General features: G+C 65.7%; 13 protein-coding genes and 1 other RNA gene. 5 read left to right on the top strand and 9 right to left on the bottom strand.

Translation table 11 applies throughout. The features are described from left to right. Positions 1 to 29 precede the first annotated feature (29 nt). From BJF92_RS04540 to BJF92_RS04520, 5 genes are all read right to left on the bottom strand, one after another. Positions 30 to 416, bottom strand: a complete 387-nt coding sequence (locus tag BJF92_RS04540; RefSeq protein ID WP_075633580.1) for an ACT domain-containing protein — start codon at positions 414 to 416, stop codon at positions 30 to 32. Between the two features lie 140 nt (positions 417 to 556). Continuing rightward, positions 557 to 1,507, bottom strand: coding sequence for a protease modulator HflC (gene hflC / locus BJF92_RS04535; protein ID WP_075633579.1), 951 nt, complete (start codon positions 1,505 to 1,507; stop codon positions 557 to 559). Between the two features lies 1 nt (position 1,508). After that, positions 1,509 to 2,627 carry an FtsH protease activity modulator HflK gene (hflK, locus tag BJF92_RS04530; RefSeq protein WP_075633578.1) on the bottom strand — a complete coding sequence of 373 codons (1,119 nt, stop codon included), beginning with the start codon at positions 2,625 to 2,627 and terminating at the stop codon, positions 1,509 to 1,511. Between the two features lie 141 nt (positions 2,628 to 2,768). Next, positions 2,769 to 3,305 (bottom strand): dihydrofolate reductase, encoded by a 537-nt coding sequence (locus tag BJF92_RS04525; protein ID WP_075633577.1) that lies wholly within the window; start codon positions 3,303 to 3,305, stop codon positions 2,769 to 2,771. 39 nt (positions 3,306 to 3,344) lie between these two features. Then, the gene (locus tag BJF92_RS04520; protein ID WP_075633576.1) at positions 3,345 to 4,139 is read right to left on the bottom strand and encodes a thymidylate synthase; all 795 of its coding nucleotides are present in this window, start codon (positions 4,137 to 4,139) and stop codon (positions 3,345 to 3,347) included. A 246-nt stretch (positions 4,140 to 4,385) separates the two neighbouring features. On the opposite strand from BJF92_RS04520, the gene ssrA reads away from it, so the two are divergent. The 4 genes from ssrA to BJF92_RS04500 all read left to right on the top strand — a co-directional run bounded on the left by ssrA (position 4,386) and on the right by BJF92_RS04500 (position 5,982). Then, positions 4,386 to 4,767: a transfer-messenger RNA gene (ssrA, locus tag BJF92_RS04515) on the top strand. Positions 4,768 to 4,971: 204 nt separating this feature from the next. After that, a complete protein-coding gene (locus tag BJF92_RS04510) occupies positions 4,972 to 5,484 on the top strand; it encodes an SspB family protein (RefSeq protein ID WP_075633575.1) in 513 nt (170 codons plus the stop codon). 3 nt (positions 5,485 to 5,487) lie between these two features. Continuing rightward, the gene (locus tag BJF92_RS04505) at positions 5,488 to 5,721 is read left to right on the top strand and encodes a DUF4169 family protein (protein WP_075633574.1); all 234 of its coding nucleotides are present in this window, start codon (positions 5,488 to 5,490) and stop codon (positions 5,719 to 5,721) included. A 45-nt stretch (positions 5,722 to 5,766) separates the two neighbouring features. Further along, entirely contained in the window at positions 5,767 to 5,982 is a 216-nt protein-coding gene (locus tag BJF92_RS04500; RefSeq protein WP_075633573.1) for a ribbon-helix-helix domain-containing protein, read from the top strand. A gap of 189 nt (positions 5,983 to 6,171) precedes the next feature. Here BJF92_RS04500 and BJF92_RS04495 read toward each other — a convergent pair whose 3' ends face one another. From BJF92_RS04495 to BJF92_RS04480, 4 genes are all read right to left on the bottom strand, one after another. After that, positions 6,172 to 6,777 (bottom strand): LysE family translocator, encoded by a 606-nt coding sequence (locus BJF92_RS04495; protein ID WP_075633572.1) that lies wholly within the window; start codon positions 6,775 to 6,777, stop codon positions 6,172 to 6,174. Positions 6,778 to 7,461: 684 nt separating this feature from the next. Further along, positions 7,462 to 11,280 (bottom strand): AsmA family protein, encoded by a 3,819-nt coding sequence (locus BJF92_RS04490; protein WP_075633571.1) that lies wholly within the window; start codon positions 11,278 to 11,280, stop codon positions 7,462 to 7,464. A 369-nt stretch (positions 11,281 to 11,649) separates the two neighbouring features. After that, entirely contained in the window at positions 11,650 to 14,784 is a 3,135-nt protein-coding gene (locus BJF92_RS04485; protein ID WP_075633930.1) for an efflux RND transporter permease subunit, read from the bottom strand. A gap of 17 nt (positions 14,785 to 14,801) precedes the next feature. Further along, positions 14,802 to 16,016, bottom strand: coding sequence for an efflux RND transporter periplasmic adaptor subunit (locus tag BJF92_RS04480; protein ID WP_075633570.1), 1,215 nt, complete (start codon positions 16,014 to 16,016; stop codon positions 14,802 to 14,804). A gap of 635 nt (positions 16,017 to 16,651) precedes the next feature. Between BJF92_RS04480 and BJF92_RS04475 the strand changes: the two genes are divergently transcribed. After that, positions 16,652 to 19,099: an ATP-dependent helicase gene (locus BJF92_RS04475; RefSeq protein ID WP_483444622.1), complete on the top strand. Its 2,448-nt coding sequence runs from the start codon at positions 16,652 to 16,654 to the stop codon at positions 19,097 to 19,099. The last annotated feature ends 47 nt before the right edge of the window (positions 19,100 to 19,146 follow it).

Genomic DNA, 19,146 nt, shown 5'->3' with positions numbered 1-19,146 from the left:
TTTTCGTTATGCGATGGTCCCGCGCACGCTCAGACCATGATTTCATGGCCGCTGGCCTTCAGCGCGGCAACGGCCTTCTCCAGATCGGAACCGAGGATGAAGACGTAATCAGTGCTGAAGGTCGAATTGGCGAACACGCCGACCCCGGCCGAGGAGAGCGGCGAGACGACCGAGGACAGCACCCCCGGCGCATCGAAAGCGAAGTGCTGTTCGATGCGGAAGCAGCGCCAGCCCAGCGACGAATGAATGCTGGAGGGCACGCGCGCAGCGCGGCAGACCAGCGTCAGCTCCTCGCGCGACGAGATGGCAGCCCAGAAGCCGGGACCGGCGACCCAGTCGGGGATCTGCGAACCGATATTGAGGCGCGTGATGGCATATTCCGCGTCGATGAGGCGAAGGAGGAGCTTGCGATGCATGGGCGACTCTCGTGCCGCGGCGGCGGCTCAAATGCGGGCGGGCAGCGACCGATCCTTCGGAAAAGTCGGTCGAGGTGCCTGAGATAAAAAGGCCGGCGGAACGCTCCTGTCAAGGCGCTCCGCCGGCCGATGGCCTTGGGTCAGTTGGCGGGTGCCGTCGCCGCCGGGGCAGCGGCAGCAGGTGCTGGCGCGGGGGATGTCGCCGGCGCGGCGGCGCCCGCAGCGCTGTTGAAGTAGCGGAAGAATTCCGAGTCCGGCGAGATGACCAGCGTCGTTTCCGGATTGGCGATCGCCGCATTATAGGCGTTCATCGACCGATAGAAGGCGAAGAAGCCCGGATCGCGGTTGAACGCATCGGCAAAGATGCGCGTCCGCTCGCCTTCGCCCTCACCGCGCAGGATTTCGCTTTCGCGCTGCGCCTCGGCGACGATCTCGACGACCTGACGATCGGCAATCGCCCGCCGGCGCTGGCCTTCTTCATTACCACGGGCGCGGATCAGCTCGGCCTCGGCCAGACGCTCGGCCTTCATCCGGTCAAAGGTCTGCTGCGAAACCTCCTGCGTCAGGTCGGTCCGGCGAATGCGGACATCCTCGATGCGGATGCCGAGCGAATCGGCATCGGCCTTCATGTCCTGCCGGACCTCGCGCATCATCGCGGCGCGCTCGTCCGAAAGCGCCGATTCGAAGCCGCGCAGACCGTAGACCCGACGAAGCGACGAATCGAGACGGGTGCGCAGGCGCGCTTCGGCCGATTCGCGATCGCCCGACACCGTTTCGCGGAAGCGGCGCGCATCGGCGATGCGATAGACCATGAAGGCATCGACTTCATAGAATTTGCCGCCGGAGACCTGGACGCGAATATTGTCCAGGTCGAAGCGGAGCGCCTGGGCCGGCACATATTGCACGCGATCGGCATCCATGAAGGCGAAGGGCAGCTTGAAATAGAGGCCCGGCTCGGTCTTGACCGCGCGGATCTGACCGAAGCGCACAACGATGGCCTGCTGGCGCTGGGTCACGACGAAGATCGAGGAATAGGCGACGATCAGGAGAACGCCGATCGCGATCAGCACATAGGGGAGACGGTTGTTCATGTTACTGCGCCCCTCCCTGCTGCGGCGCCGGACGGGGATTGATCTCGTTCAGCGGCAGATAGGGCAGAACACCCTGGCCCTTGCTCTCGTCGATGATGATCTTCTTCGACTTGCCGAGAACCTCCTGCATGGTTTCCAGATAAAGCCGGGTGCGGGTGACCTCGGGCGCCAGGCGATAGGCGTCATAGACCGAGACGAAGCGCTGCGCCTCACCCTGGGCTTCCTTGACGACGCGGTCCTTGTAGGCAGCCGCCTCTTCGCGAACCTGCGCGCCCTGGCCTCGGGCCCTGCCGAGCACCTGGTTGGCATATTGATTGGCTTCCTCGACGAAGCGGTCCTCGTCCTGCTCGGCGCGCTGCACCTCGTCGAAGGCGTCGGCCACTTCGCGCGGCGGAGCGGCATCTTCGATGGAAACGGTGTTGACCGACAGGCCGGCGCCATAGGCATCCATGGTGGCCTGGATCGTGCTCTTCACGTCGAGCGCGATGGCCTGGCGGTTGTCGCGGAAGATGTCCTGAGCCGGACGACGGCCGACAACCTCGCGCATCGCACTTTCAGCCACCTGCTGCAGCGTCTGCGCCGGGTTTTCGACATTGAAGAGATAGGCGCGCGGATCGGTGACCGAGAACAGCACCGAGAACTGGACGTTGACGATGTTCTGGTCGCCCGTCAGCATCAGACCGGACGAGTTCTGGTCGCCCATGCCCGAGCGCCGGCCGATATTCTGCTGCTGCTCGGTGATCTTGACCAGCTCGACGGTTTCGAGCGGCCACAGATGGAAATGCAGGCCTGGCATCGAAATCTCGTCCTTCGGCTTGCCGAAGCGCATTTCGACGCCGCGCTCGTCCGGCTGGACGGTGTAGATCGCGTTGAGGAGGAAGAAGCCGACGAGCACGAGGGCGATGATGGCCACCGCGCCGCCATTGAATCCGCCGGGAACGATGCCCTTGAGCTGGTCCTGGCCGCGGCGCAGGATCTCCTCCAGATCCGGCGGACCGCCATTGCCGCGCCCGCCACCGCCGCCGCCGCGCGGCCGGTTCGGTCCCTGTCCCCAGGGGCCCTTGTTACCGCCGCCGCCGCCACCCCAGGGGCCGCCGCCGTTCTGATTGCTCCAGGGCATTCACACCTCTTTGCTTGAACCGTCAGGATCGACATCCGGTCATTTTAGGAACCCGATGCGAATGTCCTCGTTATAGGTATCGCCCCCGGTGCTTTCAACGCGGGCGGCTTTCGCTTTATGGCATTGGCGGGGCAAAATCGATCAACATCCCGTTGATTGCCGCCGCCAGATCACGAAGCGCATGGCGTGACTGTCCTTTTCGCCCCGGGGCATGGGCGCCTCGTCAATCTTCTGGAAACGATCAGGCGAAATTTCCGGAAAAAGCGTATCCCCCTCCGGCTCCGCCTCGACCTCCGTCACATAGAGCACCTCGGCATGATCGAGCGCCTGGGCATAGATCTGCCCGCCGCCGATGATGGCGATCTCTTCCGCCCCCCGCGCCTCGGCCCGGCGCTCTGCCAGCGCCAGCGCTGCCTCCAGCGACGCCACCACCTCTGCCCCCTCCAGCACCAGATCGGCCTTTCCGCTGATGACGATGTTATCGCGCCCGGGCAGCGGCCGGCCCAGGCTCTCGAAGGTGCGCCGCCCCATGATGACGGGCTTGCCCAGCGTCAGCCGCTTGAACTGCGCCAGATCGGTCGGCAGGCGCCAGGGCATGCCGCCATCGCGCCCGATCACCCGGTTTTTTGCCATGGCCACGACGATGGAAACCTGCGGTTTTCCCTTTGCTTCGCTCATCGTGGCCCTTTTCTTCTTCCTGCTGCGGCGGCGCCGCAATCACACGGCGATCGGCGCCGCGATATTGGCCTCGGCCTCATAGCCGACCAGCGTAAAATCCTCATAGCGGAAGCCGAAGAGATCGCGCACATCAGGATTGATCCGCATGGTCGGCAGGGGCTTCGGCGTGCGGCTCAGCTGCAGCCGGGCCTGCTCGAAATGGTTCTTGTACAGGTGCGCGTCGCCCAGCGTGTGCACGAAATCGCCCGGCTTCAGACCCACCACCTGCGCCACCATCAAGGTCAGCAGCGCATAGGAGGCGATGTTGAAGGGCACGCCGAGGAAGATGTCGGCCGAGCGCTGGTAGAGCTGGCAGGACAGGCGTCCGTCGGCGACATAGAACTGGAACAGGCAATGGCAGGGCGGCAGCGCCATATCGTCCACCTCGGCCGGATTCCAGGCGGAGACGATGTGGCGGCGGGAATTGGGATTGGTCTTCAGCCCCTCGACGAGCAGCGCCATCTGGTCGATCTGCCGGCCATCGGGCGTGGCCCAGGAGCGCCATTGCCGGCCATAGACGGGGCCAAGTTCGCCTGTCTCGTCCGCCCATTCATCCCAGATAGTCACCCCATGCTCGTGCAGATAGGCGATGTTGGTGTCACCGCGCAGGAACCAGAGCAGCTCATGGATGATGGAGCGCAGATGCAGCTTCTTGGTCGTGGTGACGGGAAAGCCCTCGGATAGGTCGAAGCGCATCTGATAGCCGAAGACCGAGCGCGTGCCCGTGCCCGTGCGATCGCCCCGGTCCGTACCATGCTCCATGACATGGGCGAGAAGGTCGAGATATTGCTTCATGGGACGGCGCTCCACCTCAAAGCCGATGCGGCGGGGAAACAGAGGAAGCGCCGTGTCAACGCCTCCCTCGGGGATGGGCCAGCATAAGGCTGCCGACGCCACCAAGAAAGCCGGCGGGCGGCTTTTCCCCTGCTCACTTCTCCCTCCCATTGGCGGCCGGCGCGGACAAGGCGGCCGATAACACCGAGATTTGCAAAGGCGGCAAAGGAAAATTGGCCGGGAAATGGCGGGCTTTTCGCAAGCCCTGCCCTTTTCATCCGCGCCCCGAAGGCCTATATGAACCGTGTCGTCGCAAGGCGACTATGGCAATAAACGAACGATGGAATAAGCCTATTGGACCCGGGGGCGGTACCCGGCGCCTCCACCAAAAACCGGTCCGGCCGCAAAAAGCGGCGCTGAACAGACCGACCGGCTTTTGATGGGGGCGAAATAGGATCGACAAGGGTGTAAAGATCGCTTTTTTGCTCGGCATGATACCGCCGTTATCGGGTCAAATTAGTAGTTGCCAACGACAACTATGCGGAAGCTCGTCTCGCTGCTTAATCGCGGTGTGACACTTCAAATCAAGTCCTAAGGGGTCGCACTCTTAGGCGGGGTCCGAAGGCACCTGGCAACAGAAGCCTTCACCTTCCCTCTTCGACCTTCGCCCTCCCTCTTCCTGCCGCAATCGCCGGCTTCCTTATCTGTCAGATGACAGGCTTGGGCTGTTAGCCTTCTCGCCCGTCTTGAAATCGTCTATAGATAATGCAAATGACGGGGATGAACGCGGTTGCCGCGCCGTCCGCGCAAGCGACAAGCAAACCCTTCTGACGGCAAGACAAATGGGGATCTGATGGGCCAGGACCATATCCGCTACGACATTCTCGCACAGGACGCGCTGCGCAGCGTGATCCGCAAGGTTCTGAGCGAGGTCGCGGCGACCGGACATCTGCCGGGCGACCATCATTTCTTCATCACCTTCCTCACCAACATGCCCGGCGTGCGCATCTCGCAGCACCTAAAGGCAAAATATCCCGAGCAGATGACCATCGTCGTCCAGCACCAGTTCTGGGAACTGAAGGTGACCGAATCGCAGTTCGAGATCGGCCTGTCCTTCTCGGACACGCCGGAGAAGCTGGTGATTCCGTTCAACGCCGTGCGCGGCTTCTATGACCCTTCCGTCAATTTCGAGCTGGAATTCGACGTCGCCTCGATGGACGAGCTGCAGGACGCCGAGATCACCGCCTATCCCGTGCCGACCGAAAGTGCCTCCCCGAGCGAACCCAAGGCCCCGGCGGCCGAGGGCGACGGCGAGAAGAAGGGCGGCTCGGTCGTCTCCCTCGACAGCTTCCGCAAGAAGAACTGAGCCATGAGCGGCGAGGTCGTCAACCTCAGGCAGGCGCGCAAGCAGAAGGCGCGCCGCGACAAGGAAAAGACCGCCGAACAGAATCGCATCAGCTTCGGCCGCACCAAGGCGGAAAAGACGCTGACCAAAGCAGTCAACGCGATGGCCGATCGCAAGCTCGACCAAGGTAAGCTTGAACAGGGCAGACTCGACCAGGGCGGGCGCGAATCTGCGCCTGATGGCAGCGACGACGCCTGACACAAGCCGGCTTCGCGCTGCCATTCCTGACTTGGAAGAGTGACGATGATCCGTAAGCATTCCGCCACATTGCACGGGCACAGGACCAGCATCTCGCTCGAAGAACCCTTCTGGGCGGAGCTGCATGCCATGGCCGCCGCGCGCGGGATCGCCCTTGCCCAGCTCATCGCCGAGATCGACGATACCAGGCCGGTCGATAGCAATCTCTCCTCGGCCATCCGCGTGCAGGTTCTGCTCTGGCTGAAGGCACGGCGGCACTGATGGCCTATCCAGTGTTGACGCTCAAGGCCGCCTCCGCCCCAGAGCATCGGTTGATCGCGCTGTCCTCATCGCCCGGCTGTCTAGAGCATCGGACTGAAAACAGTCCTCAGTGCGATGCTCTAGATTTTTGTTTTTGCATCGGATTTTTTCGAAAACCGGTTCCCACTTTTCGGTCCGGCGCGCCAACCATCAACGGCTGGCGACGAGCACGCCGGCGCCGATCATCAGCGAGCCGGCACCGCGGTTCAGCGCCCTGATCCGGCGCGGCGTGGCGATGAAGCGGCGGGCGCGGCTGGCGGCGGCGACGTGGAAGCCGACGACCAGGATCTCGACGAGAAGAATGACCAGCATCAGCTCCGCCGTATCGGTGACCGTCAGGCTGCGCGTGCCGAGCACGCCGGGCAGGAGCGCAAGATAGAAGATCGGCATTTTCGGGTTGGTCAGGTTCAGCAGGAAGCCGGTCATGAACAGCCGGGCCAGGCCGCCACGCGGCGCGCGCGCGGCGATCACCGGCTCCGCCCGCCACATCTGCACCCCGGTATAGACGAGGTAGGCGGCCCCGGCATATTGGACGAAGCGGAAGTTCTCGTTCAGCGCCTGCGCCACCGCATTCAGCCCGACGGCGGCGAAGATGACGAAGCCGAGGATGCTCAGCACCATGCCCGCGCCATAGGCCAGGCCATGCGCCGGACCGGCGCTGACCGTCTTGGAAACGATCGTCAGATTGTCGGGCCCGGGACTGGCCGCGAAGACGAAGAAGGCGGCGGCAAAGGTCAGAAGCGTTTGCAGATCCATGGCAATGGGTCCTTTATCCCTCAGGCACGGGCAGGCCATTGTCGCGGCCCTTCATTCGACGGGGCCTCTCGCGATCCTCTGCCACAGCCACAGCCACAGGTTAGCAGGATGAGGTCGCTGCGCAAGCGATGTCAAAGAGACCGGTCGCAAACACCGCAGCGATGAGAGCACTGGTCTAAAAGCTGAGAGCCGATTTTTGGACAAATCCGGTACAAAAACAAGACTCTAAAACATCGGACTGCCGACGATTCCACAGTGGACGACAAAACGATTTGCGACCCTGACTGCCCTCGCATCCGACCCTTCGGGCCACCGTCTCCCCGTAGGGGAGAAGAAACGCGCGCCGCCGCCTCGCCCTTCCGCCACCCCTAGAGCATCAGACTGGAAATCGTACGCAGTCCGATGCTTTACCTTTTTGTTTTTGCATCGGATTTTTCCGAAAACCGGTTCCCACTTTTCGGTCCGATGCTCTAAGAAAATGCGGTTTATGCATTCTTTCCGGTGAGCTGGATGGAGGCGCCATTCTATCGGCTGGGTCTCTTCTTCCCATCGGGGTCCGAAGGACGGGACGAGACCCGTGGCTCGTCCCCGGTCGGATGCCGATAGGCAGATGAGGGCGCGCCACGACTTGCAAACACGTGGACTTTCAGTGCGAGGCTACAAGGGCGCCGGTGCGCGATGCGTTCAGGGCGACGGCACGCCGGGCAGGCTCTGGAAATCGAGATCGGGACGTCGGCCCGGCGGGTCCAGGCCCAATCCCGGCGCATCCTGTGGCGGCGCGAGGGTGCGGCCGCGCTCCACACTGTCGGAAGGGCTGACCGGAAGAACCGGTGCCTGGCTTTCGTTTGCGCGGCGTTCCGCTTCGGCTTTTGCCGCCGCCTCGGCAGCGCGCCGGTCTGCCTCCGCCTTGGCCGCCGCCGCCTGGCGGCGCGCCTCTTCCGCCGCGCGGGCCTGCTCGGCCTGAATACGTTGCTGTTGCTCGGCCTCCGCCCGGCGCCGCTCTTCCTCCAGCCGGCGCAGGCGTTCGGCCTCGCGCGCGGCCTGCTGGGCGCGCAGAAGGGCGGCCTCGCGGCGCAGGCGCTGCTTTTCCAGCACATTGGCCTGCAGCGTCTCCACCCGCCGGCGCTCACGCTCGAAGGCGCGCAGCGACAGGTAATTGGCAAGCGGGCTGTAATCCACGCTCACGCCCGGATCCTGCAGACGGCCGGCAACGCGCAGGTCGACGGCCGGCTCGGCGCCCGCCAGCGTCGCGTCACCGGCCTTGTAAGTCAGCGACAGCACGCCGTTGATCCGGTCTTCCGGCAGGCGCAGTTCCAGATTGCCCTTCACGGCCGCAGCGGCATCGCCCGCCGTAATCTCCTGCGCCCGCAGGGTTCCGCCCGCCAGGCTGAAGGGAATGGTGACCGAGCTGAGCGCCGCCTCGCCGCCGAAAAGCAGCGGCCCGGCGATCTCGCCGGCCTGGGCGGAGGTGACGTCGCCTTCCAATTTGTCGGCAGCGGCGAGCAACGCGTTGAAACCGCGGGTGTTGAGGCCCCTGAGCGTCAGATCCTTCACCGCGAGCGTGCCCGAACCGGTCAGCGACTGCGCCATGGCCTGCGGGCTCTTACCGGAGGCATTGAAGGCAACGGCGAAATCGCCCAGCCCGCGCGCGACCGGCGCGCCCTGGCGTTGCCACACGGCGCGGCCGAGATCGCCGCCGGCGATCATCAGCTTCCCCTGCAGGAAGCCCGAGCCGCCATTGCTGCCGGTGGTCAGCTGGCCGCTGGCCTTGCCGCCCAGCCAGTCGCCCTTGGCGTCGGTCAGCGCCAGCTGGTCGCCGCGCCAGGCAAGCGTGCCGGAGAAATTGTCGATCGCGCCATAGAGCCCCGGCCAGAACTGCTTGGCCGTCAGTGCCACCGTCATGTCGAGCCCGGTCCAGGGCGCGGCCGGCAGCTTGGCATCCGAGAGCTGTTCGGCAGCCGGTTCGGTCAGCGGGCCGAAAATGCCTTCGGCCATCCAGGGCAGGCTGACCGTATCGACGGCGAGCTTGCCATCCGCCTTGCCCGGCGTGGTGCGGCTGAAATTGAGCGTGCCGGAAACATTGTCGCCGGCGGCTTGGCCCTGCAGATTGGCGAGCGCGACCGCCTCGCGGCTGACCGTCACGTCGGCCTTGAGCTGGGCCGCAAGCCCCATGCCCATCTGCGGCAGGGAAATGCCCTGGAGCAGCAGAAGCGGTTCGAGATCGCGGCTTTCGAGCGACAGCTTGCCCTGCCCTGCAAGGAAATCCGCAGCCGCCAGATCCGCCTCGCCGGTCAGCGACAAAGCGGTGTTCTGGGTATTGAAGGTCAGCGTGCCATTCGCCTTGCTGCCGTCGGTTTCCTGCAGCCTGAGCGACATCTGGCCATTGCCGTCGGGATCGAAAGGCAGGGGATCAAAGCCGGCCTGACCGAGCACCACCAGGCTCGACGGGTTCTCGATCGTCGCCTCCAGCAGGAGACCTTCACCCTTCAGCGCCTTGGCGAGGTCGGGCGCCTGATAATTGACGGCGATGCGCGAACCATTGGCGGTGCCGACCATGCCGAAATTGGCCGTCGCCGCGCCATCCTTGGCGCCGGTCGTCAGCGTGAAATCGAGCGCGGCATTGGCATAATAGGGGCCGGCGCGCACCAGCCTCTCGAAGGCCGGGTGGGCGGGGGCGTGGCGGGCGATGAGCTGGAGAAGCGGCGTGAGGTCCTCCGCCGCGATCTTCATCTTGGCCGCCACCGCCGGGCTGGACAGCTGCCCGCTCATGCGGCCCGAAAGCGCCAGCTGGGCACCGGCGAGATCGCCGACGGAGACGCGCTCGGCCTGGATCTGGCCGTTCTTCAAGGTCGCGATCAGTTGCACGTCGCGCGCCGTCTCGCCGAAGGCGGAGAACTCCTCAGCCGAGATATCGGCGGCAATGGTGTGGGCGAGCACGGTCTCGGTCGAGGTATCGCCGGCCACCAGGCCCGTCAGCGCCCTGAGCGCGTCGAGATCGATCCGGTTGCCCTTGAGCTGAACGGTGAGCGTCGGCGGCGCATCGGCGAGCGACTGGCGCTCGATGCGCCCATGCAGCGTGGCCGGACCGGCGGCGATTTCCAGCCGCTCGAACTGCTGCAGGCTGTCGGTCAGATTGACGCTGGCGGAAAAGCCCGCCGTCGGCAGGCGGCGCAACGCCGGATCTACCGAGCCGGCAAGCCAGGAGGCAAGCCCCGAAGGCTGGGTGGAGGCCATCAGCAGATCGCCCCGGAAAGCGCGCTGGCCAACCAGCGTCAGCCGGCCCTTGGCTTCCAGCTGCGTGCGCCCGGGCAGTTGCGCCACGGCATTGTCGACCAGCCAGCCAGCCCGGTCGGGCCTGAGATCCAGCCGGACGTCCCGCACCGTGGTGTCGCCGATGACGATGGCCGGCAGGCGCAGATTGGCCCGTCCCGGCACCTGCGGGATCGGGATATCCGCCAGAATGTTCAGCATCGCCTGCAGCCGCTGGCGCACGGACACATCCGGATTGCGATTGGTCTTGCCCGCCTCGCCGCCGCGGTTGCCGATGCGGCTGACATCGATCTGCTGGCCATTGGCGAGCAGGAGGAATTGCGGCACCTTGCCTGTATCCAGCGTCGCCTCGCCGGTGACGAGATAGGGATCGTCGCGCGGGCCGACCTCCAGGCGATAATCCGGCACGCGGATGCGCTCATTGGTCAGCTCGAACGTGCCGGTGATGCGCGGCGCCTGCACATCGGCGCCCTTGGCGTCCTGGGCCTGCTGGCCGCGATTTTCGGTGAGGGTGAACTTGCCCTGATAGAGCGGGCGGAAATCGACGATCTTCAGCAGCCCTTCGAGATCGAAGCCGAAGGGGCGCTTGTCGGGAATGAGACGCGCGCGCAGCGGCAGCGCGCCTTCGCTGTCGGGCTCGCCGCTGGACAGCGAGAAACGCCCGGCCTCGCCATCCAGCGCGCCGCGCCCTTCCACCTGCCAGGGACCGGCGAGCGTGCGGGCGGAGAGATCGGCATCGAGCCCGGTCAGACGGCGCGTGCGGCCTGTCTGTTCGTCGATGAAGGCGACTTCGCCGCCCGTGACCGAGACTTTCTCGAGAACGACGCTCTTGGCCGGGATCGATGCCTGACGCCCGCGCGCCCAGTCCAGCGTGCCGTCCGGCAGAAGCTTCAGCCGCGCCTTGGGCTGGTCGAGCCGCATGTCGAAGATCAGCGCCTCGCCGCTCAGAAACGGCGCCAGCTCCGCATCCATGGAGAAATGCGCCACCGAGACCAGCGGCGCGCCATCCTCGCCGCGGCCGATGCGCACGTCGTTGAGAGTGACCGAGGGGAAAGGAATCAGCCGGGCATCGACACTGCCATGCACGGTCACCGGCTGGCCGATGATGCGGGTGGCCTCCCGCTCGAAATCCTGGCGGAAATTGGTCCAGTCGATGAACAGGGGGGCAATCAGGGCGCCAAACAGCGCCACGACCAGAAGTCCACCGACAGCGACGAAGATCCGCGAAAGCACCAGGACGCAACAGCCTTTATGTTCCAGCGGGCACGCCGACAGGGCGAGCCCCTTCCCGTCAAACAGCCAAGAGACCGGACGGTCGCCAAGGTGCAAAGGGTGGCACGAATGGACCTGAAGATCGCCTCAGCCTCCGCGCCCCTTCGGCCGGCACGATGGATAAACCGCCTGCCGCCGCCTCGCCCAGCCGCCTGCCGCCGCTTTCAGGGATAGTCAGGCGCTACTCTTAGGAAACAAAAGCGCTTTGTCCAGAACATGTTGCGCAAGCCGTCGGCACGCGCCCGGCCATCCCCGATTTCCCGCGGCCTGGGTGTCGATTCCGCAACGGTTCCGCAACCCGCCAGAGGACGGATGGCAGCCACGAGCGCGTCAGGAGGCCGGCTCGAGCTGGCGGGCAAGCGCCAGCTCCTGAGCCAGCCGGCGCTCCTCGTCGGCTTGCGGCTTGGAAAAGCGGGCGATGACCAGATAGGCGACCGGCGTCAGGAACAGGGTGACGACGGTGGCAAGCCCGAGACCGCCGACCAGCACCCAGCCGAGCGCGATGCGCGCCTCCGCGCCCGCCCCGCTCGCCAGCACCAGCGGCACCGCGCCGACGATGGTGGCGATCATTGTCATCATGACAGGGCGCAGGCGGATATTGGCGGCATTCTCGATCGCCTCACGCAGGCCCTGGCCGTGCTCGCGCAGCTGATTGGCGAATTCGACGATCAGGATGCCGTTCTTCGCCATGATGCCGACCAGCAGAACCAGGCCGATCTGGCTGTAGATATTGAGGGTGGTGCCGGTCAGAAGCATGGCGAAGACGGCACAGGCAAGCCCCAGCGGCACGGTGAACATGATGACCACGCCGCTGATGAAGCTTTCAAACTGCGCTGCCAGCACCAGGAAGATGATGACCAGCGCGAAGCCGAAGGTGATCACCAGACCATTGGCGTTCTCGCCGAGGGTCGCCGCCTCAGACAGAGGCACCAAGCGTGAGCCCGGCGGCAGAAGCGGGGCGGCCGCCTCCTGGGCGAAGGTCAGCGCTTCGCTCAAGCCGAACCCCTCGCGCAGGCCTGCCGAAAGCGAGACCGCGCGCAGCTGCGCCTGGCGCTCCAGCTGCGGCGCCACCGCCCGCTCCTCGATCGAGGCGATGGTCGACATCGGCACGATGCGCCCCTCCCCGGTCTTGAGGAACAGATTGCCAAGGTCGGTCGGATCGTTCACCGGCCGCGTGGTGGAGACCAGCTTCACCGGATAGGCCTCGCCCTCCACGAAGACATCGACCACGCTGTTGCCGTCGAGCATGGCCTGAAGGGCGGCCGAGAGACCGGTGATGTCGATGCCGAGGTCGGAGGCGCGCTCGCGGTCGATGGTGACGGAAAGCTGTGCCTGATTGGCCTCATAGTTCAGGCGGACATTCTCGAAACGGCCGCTATCCTCCAGCTTGCGCACAAGGGCAGCAGCGGCGGTTCCCAGCTTCCCGTAATCATTGCCGACCAGCGCCACCTGCAGGCCATTGCCGGCGCCGCGAATGCCCAGGCTGTTGGGCTGAACGGGGAAGGCGCGCACCGAGGGAATGGCGGCGGTGATCCGGGTGATGTCGCGGGAAATCTCCTGCTGGCTGCGGCTGCGCTCGCTCCAGGGCGCGAGCGACAGCACCATGAAGCCCGAGTTGACCGCGGCGCCCTGGCCGGAGACGGAATAGACATTGGCGATCTCGCCACGCTCTACCAGAGGTTTCAGCCCGTCCTCGATCCGGCGCATCTGCGCCTGGGTATAATCGAGCGACACGCCCTGCGGCGCCTGGATGCGCAGGAGAATGCGCGAGCGATCCTCGGTCGGCGTCAGTTCCGAGGTCAGCGCGGTAAAGGCGATGCCGCCGCCAGCCGCCACCAAGCCAGCCACGACCAGCACCACGAAGGGCGCATTGAGACAGGCGGCTAGCGCGCGGCGATAGGCCCCCGACAACAGCCCGCCCAATCGCGCGAGCGGCCCCTTGCGCCCATGGGAGGCGGCATGGGGCTTCAGCATGCGCGCCGCCAGCATCGGGCAGAGCGTCAGCGCCACGAAGGCGGAAAGCAGGATGGAAAAGGCCAGCACGAAGCCGAATTCGCGGAACAGGCCGCCGGTCTGCCCGGGCAGGAAGGAAAGCGGGATGAAGACGGCCGCGAGCGTGGCCGTGGTCGCCAGCACGGCGAAAAACACCTCCAGCGTGCCCAACACGGCGGCTGCGCGCGGCCCCACGCCCTGCGAACGCCGGCGCACGATGTTCTCCAGCACGACGATGGCATCGTCCACCACCAGGCCAGTGGCCAGAACGATGGCGAGCAGCGTGAGAATATTGATCGAGAAACCCGCGAGATAGATCGCCGCGCAGGTGCCGATCAGCGCGATTGGCATGGTCATGGTCGGGATCAGAGTCGCGCGCCAGTCGAGCAGGAAGAGATAGATGACCACGGTAACGGCGAGCACCGCCGCCACCAGCGCGATCTCGACCTCATGGATCGCGCCTTCGATGAAGACGGCGTCGTCACTGGTGATCTGCAGCCGCGTGCCCTCGGGCAGCACCGCATTGATCTCGCCCACGGTGCGGCGCACGCCTTCGGAAATATCCAGCGTGTTGGACTGCGCCTGGCGAATGATGCCCAGGCCGATGCCGGGGCTGCCATTGGAGCGCAGCGCCGACGTGCCGATGTCAGGGCCGATGGTGACGGTGGCGACATCGCCGAGCCGGATATTGTCGGCAAGCAGCAGCCGCTCGAACTGTTCGGGCCGCTGCAGATCGGCGGTGGCGCGCACCGAAATATCCTGATTGGCGCTGGTGAGCGAGCCGGCCGGCACGTCGAGCGCGGCGGTGGCCAGCGCATTGCGCAGGTTTGCGACCGTCAGCCCGCGCGCGGCGAGCTTGTTCTGGTCGACATCGACGCGGAAGATCTTCTCCTGCTGGCCGTTGAGCTGCACGTCGGCCACGCCCTCGACGGCAGCCAGACGGTCGGTCACCTCGTTTTCGGCCAGCAGCGAGAGGTCCTCGGTCGAAAGCCTGTCGGAGGTGAGCGCCAGGCGCAGGATCGGCTGGCTGTCGGCATCGGCCTTGACGATCTGCGGCGCATCCGCCGTTTCCGGCAGGGTGTTGGTCACCCGGCCCAGCGCGTCGCGCACGTCATTGGCGGCCTGGCTGACATCGGTGGCGTCGGAAAACTCCAGCGTCACCCGGCTGCGGGCATATTCGGAGGTGGAGGAGATATTCTTGATGCCCTGGACGCGGCTGACCGCGCCTTCCACCACCGAGGTGATCTCGCGGTCCACCGTCTCCGGCGAGGCGCCATCGAAGGTCGTGGTGACCGAGACGACGGGGCGGTCCACCTGCGGCAGTTCGCGCACCTCGATGCCGTTCAGCGCCGCAAGCCCGGCGACGATGATCAGGAGATTGACCACGAGCGCGAAAATCGGCCGGCGCACGAACAGCGCGGTAAATCCGGCCTGCCCGCCTTCGGGGCTTGCCGGCACGGGCGTCGGCTCGATGCGGGGCAGTTCATGCTTCACGAGCGGCCCTCCGCCTTGGAAATCTCCTGATTGCGGGTGGAGGGTGCGGGATCAGCGCCCTCGATGCGCACCGGCCCGCCCTCGCGCGCCCGCTGCACGCCTTCGATGATCACCCGGTCGCCTTCCTTGAGCGCCGCATCCACCAGCACGGCATCGGAATTGCGCTGGATGATCTTGATGGGCACGCGCCTGGCCTTGTCGTCCAGCACCTGCCAGACGAAGGCGCCATCGGAACTCCACTGTACCGCCAGCGGATTGACCGCCGGATAGGTCTCGCCGGGGAAGCGGACCTGGACCGAGAAGGACATGCCGGCCCTGAGCACATCATCGGGATTGTCGAGGCGCGCGCGCACGCGCAGCGTCCGGCTGGCCTGGTCGATGCGGTTGTCGATGGCGGAAACGGTGCCGGCGAAATCGCGCGCCGGCATTGCCACGGCGGTGGCGGAAACCGGCTGCCCGGCCCGGATCTGGTTGGAGAGCCGCTCCGGCACCCAGAAATCGACAAGGATCTCGCTGCGATCATCGACCACGGCAACGGCGGTCGAGGTCGTGACGTAATCGCCGGGATTGGCGGTGATGATGCCGACCACGCCCTTGGCCGGCGAGACGATATCGCGCCGCTTCAGCTCCAGCTCGGCCGATTGCCGCTCCAGCTCGGCGGCCTGAAGGTCGAATTCGGCCTGTCGCAGGGCGGCGATCGACACGGCATTGCCGAGCCTGCGGTTACGGTCCAACGCATCGCGCGCCTTTTCCACGGCGACGCGCCCCTGTTCGGCGGCGATGGTCTGCGCGTCATTGTCCAGCCGGGCGATCACCTGGCCGATCTCGACGCGATCGCCTGAAGTCACCAGCACCTGCGCCAGATTGCCGGTCGACAGCGGCGTTACGGAGACCGTGCTGCGGGCCTCGCCGGTGCCGAGCGCTTCGATCCGGTCGTTCACGACCCCCATGGCCACGGCCTGGACCACGACGATCGGAGGGCCGGAAGCACCATTGCGCCCGCCGCCGCCTTGCCGCGCAAGCGCACCCGTCGTTTCGCGCGCCGCGCCTTGAGCGCCCGCCGACGGCTTTCCGGCGATAAGTCCGGCAAGCGATGCGGGAACCCCTGCGCTCTCGAGCTTCGAGGCTGCGCCCGGGACAAAGCGCACGGCCACCACAAGCGTGGCGACCAGAAGCACGGTTGCGATGACAAGCTGCGTCGACAGGCGCATCTGTGGCGGTTCCCTTCGTCTTTATCAGGCGTCCGTCCGCCTTTTCGCGGCCGGCCGCCTCGCATTGCGACATCGATCGATCTGCGGGACGCGGTCTCTACGGGGCAAACGGGAGAACGGATCGGCGCGGTTCACTCCGATGACGCGCCACCAGAGCAAAGGGTCCCACCGCAGCCATGTTTGCGCGCCATCATCACGACCGTTCCTGCCGCGGGTCGCGTCCGGGATGACGGCGACCCCGTGGCCAGACCCCGGTGGACAGATCCCGCAAGGCCATCGATACGGGCGGGACTATCCTCCCCGCAATGGCGGGACGCAACCGCTTCGCAGCCCGCTGACGAAATTGTCATCGGCGCGCGATGAGGTCGCATCCTCGGTGTATAGAGGGCGGGAAACGGCTGGACTGGCGGAATAAATGCAGAACAGCCTTATGGCCTTTGCAGGCCGAATCACTACATTGGGACGCCATGAGCAACGGTTTTGACGATATTCCCTTCTTCGACGAGGAGCCGCCTGCGCGCGCCCCGCGTGGACGAGCGACCGGCGGCCCGGCCGAGGCGCCGCGCCCGGACGAGACGCGCCACCAGCCCGCAGCCTCCCCGCGCCCGGCCGCTAGCGGCATTGCCGCGCGCGCCATGGCGGCGCGCGGCGGCCCCAGCGTGCCCGATTATCTCTCCGGCCTGAACCCCGAGCAGCGCCAGGCGGTGGAAACGCTGGACGGTCCGGTGCTGGTTCTGGCTGGCGCCGGCACCGGCAAGACCCGCGTGCTCACCACCCGCATCGCCCATATCCTCGCCTCTGGCCGTGCCTATCCCTCACAGATCCTCGCAGTGACCTTCACCAACAAGGCGGCGCGCGAGATGAAGGAGCGCGTCGGCGTTCTCGTCGGCGGTGCCGTCGAGGGCATGCCCTGGCTCGGCACCTTCCACTCGATCGGCGTCAAGCTTTTGCGCCGCCATGCCGAGCTCGCCGGCCTGCGCTCCGACTTCACCATTCTCGACACCGACGATGTGGTGCGGCTGATCAAGCAGATCATCCAGGCCGAGGGGCTGGACGACAAGCGGTGGCCGGCCAAGCAGTTTGCCGGCATGATCGACGGCTGGAAGAACAAGGGGCTGCTGCCCGCCGATATTCCCGAGGGCGACGCCCGCGCCTTCGCCAATGGCAAGGGCCGCGAACTCTATGCCGCCTATCAGGCCCGGCTGAAGACGCTGAACGCCTGCGATTTCGGCGATCTGCTGCTGCATCCCATCGCCGTCTTCCGCGCCCATCCCGATCTTCTGCGCGAATATCACGATCGTTTCCGCTATATTCTGGTGGACGAGTATCAAGACACCAACACCGCGCAATATCTCTGGCTGCGCCTGCTGGCCCAGCGGCCGCGCGCCCGCCGGCCCGCCCCGGCCAACGCTTCGGCGCAGGGTTTTGCCGATGCCGGCGCGCGCTTCATCCCCGCAGGCGAGGCTGTGGAGGCCGTCGACCAGCGCGTGAACATCTGCTGCGTCGGCGACGACGACCAGTCGATCTATGGCTGGCGCGGGGCGGAGGTGGACAATATCCTTCGCTTCGAGAAGGATTTTCCCGGCGCCGTGGTCATCAAGCTCGAGCGCAACTATCGCTCGACCGCGCATATTCTCGGCGCCGCCGCCCATCTGATCGCCCATAATGAAGGGCGGCTCGGCAAGACGCTGTTTACCGACCGCGCCGATCCCGAGGATGTGAAGGTCAAGGTGCATGCCGCCTGGGACTCGGAGGAGGAGGCCCGCGCCGTCGGCGAGGAGATCGAGCAGCTCCAGCGGCAGAAACATCCGCTGAACAATATGGCGATCCTGGTGCGCGCCTCCTTCCAGATGCGCGAATTCGAAGACCGTTTCGTCACCCTCGGCCTCAATTACCGCGTCATCGGCGGCCCGCGCTTCTACGAGCGCCAGGAAATCCGCGACGCCATGGCCTATTTCCGCATGGTCTGCCAGCCGGCCGACGATCTGGCCTTCGAGCGGATTATCAATGTGCCCAAGCGCGGGCTCGGCGACACTACGGTGCGGCTGATCCACGACCAGGCGCGCGCCCGTGATATCCCGATGTTCCAGGTCTCTGGCGAGATGATCGAGACCGACGAGCTGAAGCCGAAGGCGCGCAAGTCGCTGTTCGACGTCGTCACCATGTTCCGCCGCTGGCAGGGCCTGTTGGAGACCACGCCGCATACCGAACTGGCCGAAATCATTCTGGAAGAATCCGGCTATACCGACATGTGGAAGGCCGACAAATCGGCCGATGCGCCGGGCAGGCTCGACAACCTGAAGGAACTGATCCGCTCGATGGAAAGCTTCGAGAGCCTGCGCGGCTTTCTGGAGCATGTGTCGCTGGTGATGGATGCCGAGCAGAACGAGAATCTCGACGCCGTCAACATCATGACGCTGCATTCGGCCAAGGGTCTGGAGTTCGAGACGGTCTTCCTGCCTGGCTGGGAGGAAGGCCTGTTCCCGCATCAGCGCTCGCTGGACGAAGGCGGGCGCTCGGGCCTGGAGGAAGAGCGGCGGCTGGCCTATGTCGGGCTGACGCGCGCCAAGCGCCGCTGCCATCTCTGGTTCGTCTCCAACCGGCGCATCCACGGCCTTTGGCAATCGACCATCCCCTCCCGCTTCCTGGACGAGCTGCCCGAGCCGCATGTGGAAGTGGCCGAAAGCGAGAGCTCCTATGGCGGCTATGGACGCGGCGGCTACGGCCAGTCGCGCTTCGACACGCAGGATGCTTTTGCCAATTCCTATTCCACCCCCGGCTGGAAGCGCGCCCAGGCCAACCGCACCGACGCCACCCGCAGCAATTGGGGCAACCGTTCCGGCGTCGGCGTCGAGCGCGTCGGCTATGGCGAAAGCGGTCCACGCGCCCGCACGATCGAGGGCGAGCTGGTGGCGAAATCCACGGTCGACACGCCTTCGCGCTTTGCCATCGGCGACCGGGTCTTCCACATGAAGTTCGGCAACGGCACGGTTGCGGTGATCGAGGGCAACAAGCTGACCATCGATTTCGACCGTGCCGGCCAGAAGCGCGTGCTGGAGAGCTTTCTGGAGGCGGCGCAGTAAGCCGCCGCAGGTTTCTTAGAGAAACGACGCCGGAAAGGCCCGGCGCC

The organism is Xaviernesmea rhizosphaerae, from assembly GCF_001938945.1.
In the GTDB taxonomy this organism is placed as follows: Bacteria; Pseudomonadota; Alphaproteobacteria; order Rhizobiales; family Rhizobiaceae; genus Xaviernesmea; species Xaviernesmea rhizosphaerae.
The sequence above is the reverse complement of the archived record's forward strand: the minus strand, read 5'-3'. Positions and strand labels throughout refer to the sequence as shown.

Excerpts from the sequence above, each read along its gene's own strand:
- BJF92_RS04540 (WP_075633580.1), bottom strand. The coding sequence starts at position 416 with ATGCATCGCAAGCTCCTCCTTCGCCTCATCGACGCGGAATATGCCATC.
- hflC (WP_075633579.1), bottom strand. The coding sequence starts at position 1,507 with ATGAACAACCGTCTCCCCTATGTGCTGATCGCGATCGGCGTTCTCCTG.
- hflK (WP_075633578.1), bottom strand. The coding sequence starts at position 2,627 with ATGCCCTGGAGCAATCAGAACGGCGGCGGCCCCTGGGGTGGCGGCGGC.
- BJF92_RS04525 (WP_075633577.1), bottom strand. The coding sequence starts at position 3,305 with ATGAGCGAAGCAAAGGGAAAACCGCAGGTTTCCATCGTCGTGGCCATG.
- BJF92_RS04520 (WP_075633576.1), bottom strand. The coding sequence starts at position 4,139 with ATGAAGCAATATCTCGACCTTCTCGCCCATGTCATGGAGCATGGTACG.
- BJF92_RS04510 (WP_075633575.1), top strand. The coding sequence starts at position 4,972 with ATGGGCCAGGACCATATCCGCTACGACATTCTCGCACAGGACGCGCTG.
- BJF92_RS04505 (WP_075633574.1), top strand. The coding sequence starts at position 5,488 with ATGAGCGGCGAGGTCGTCAACCTCAGGCAGGCGCGCAAGCAGAAGGCG.
- BJF92_RS04500 (WP_075633573.1), top strand. The coding sequence starts at position 5,767 with ATGATCCGTAAGCATTCCGCCACATTGCACGGGCACAGGACCAGCATC.
- BJF92_RS04495 (WP_075633572.1), bottom strand. The coding sequence starts at position 6,777 with ATGGATCTGCAAACGCTTCTGACCTTTGCCGCCGCCTTCTTCGTCTTC.
- BJF92_RS04480 (WP_075633570.1), bottom strand. The coding sequence starts at position 16,016 with ATGCGCCTGTCGACGCAGCTTGTCATCGCAACCGTGCTTCTGGTCGCC.
- BJF92_RS04475 (WP_483444622.1), top strand. The coding sequence starts at position 16,652 with ATGGCGGCGCGCGGCGGCCCCAGCGTGCCCGATTATCTCTCCGGCCTG.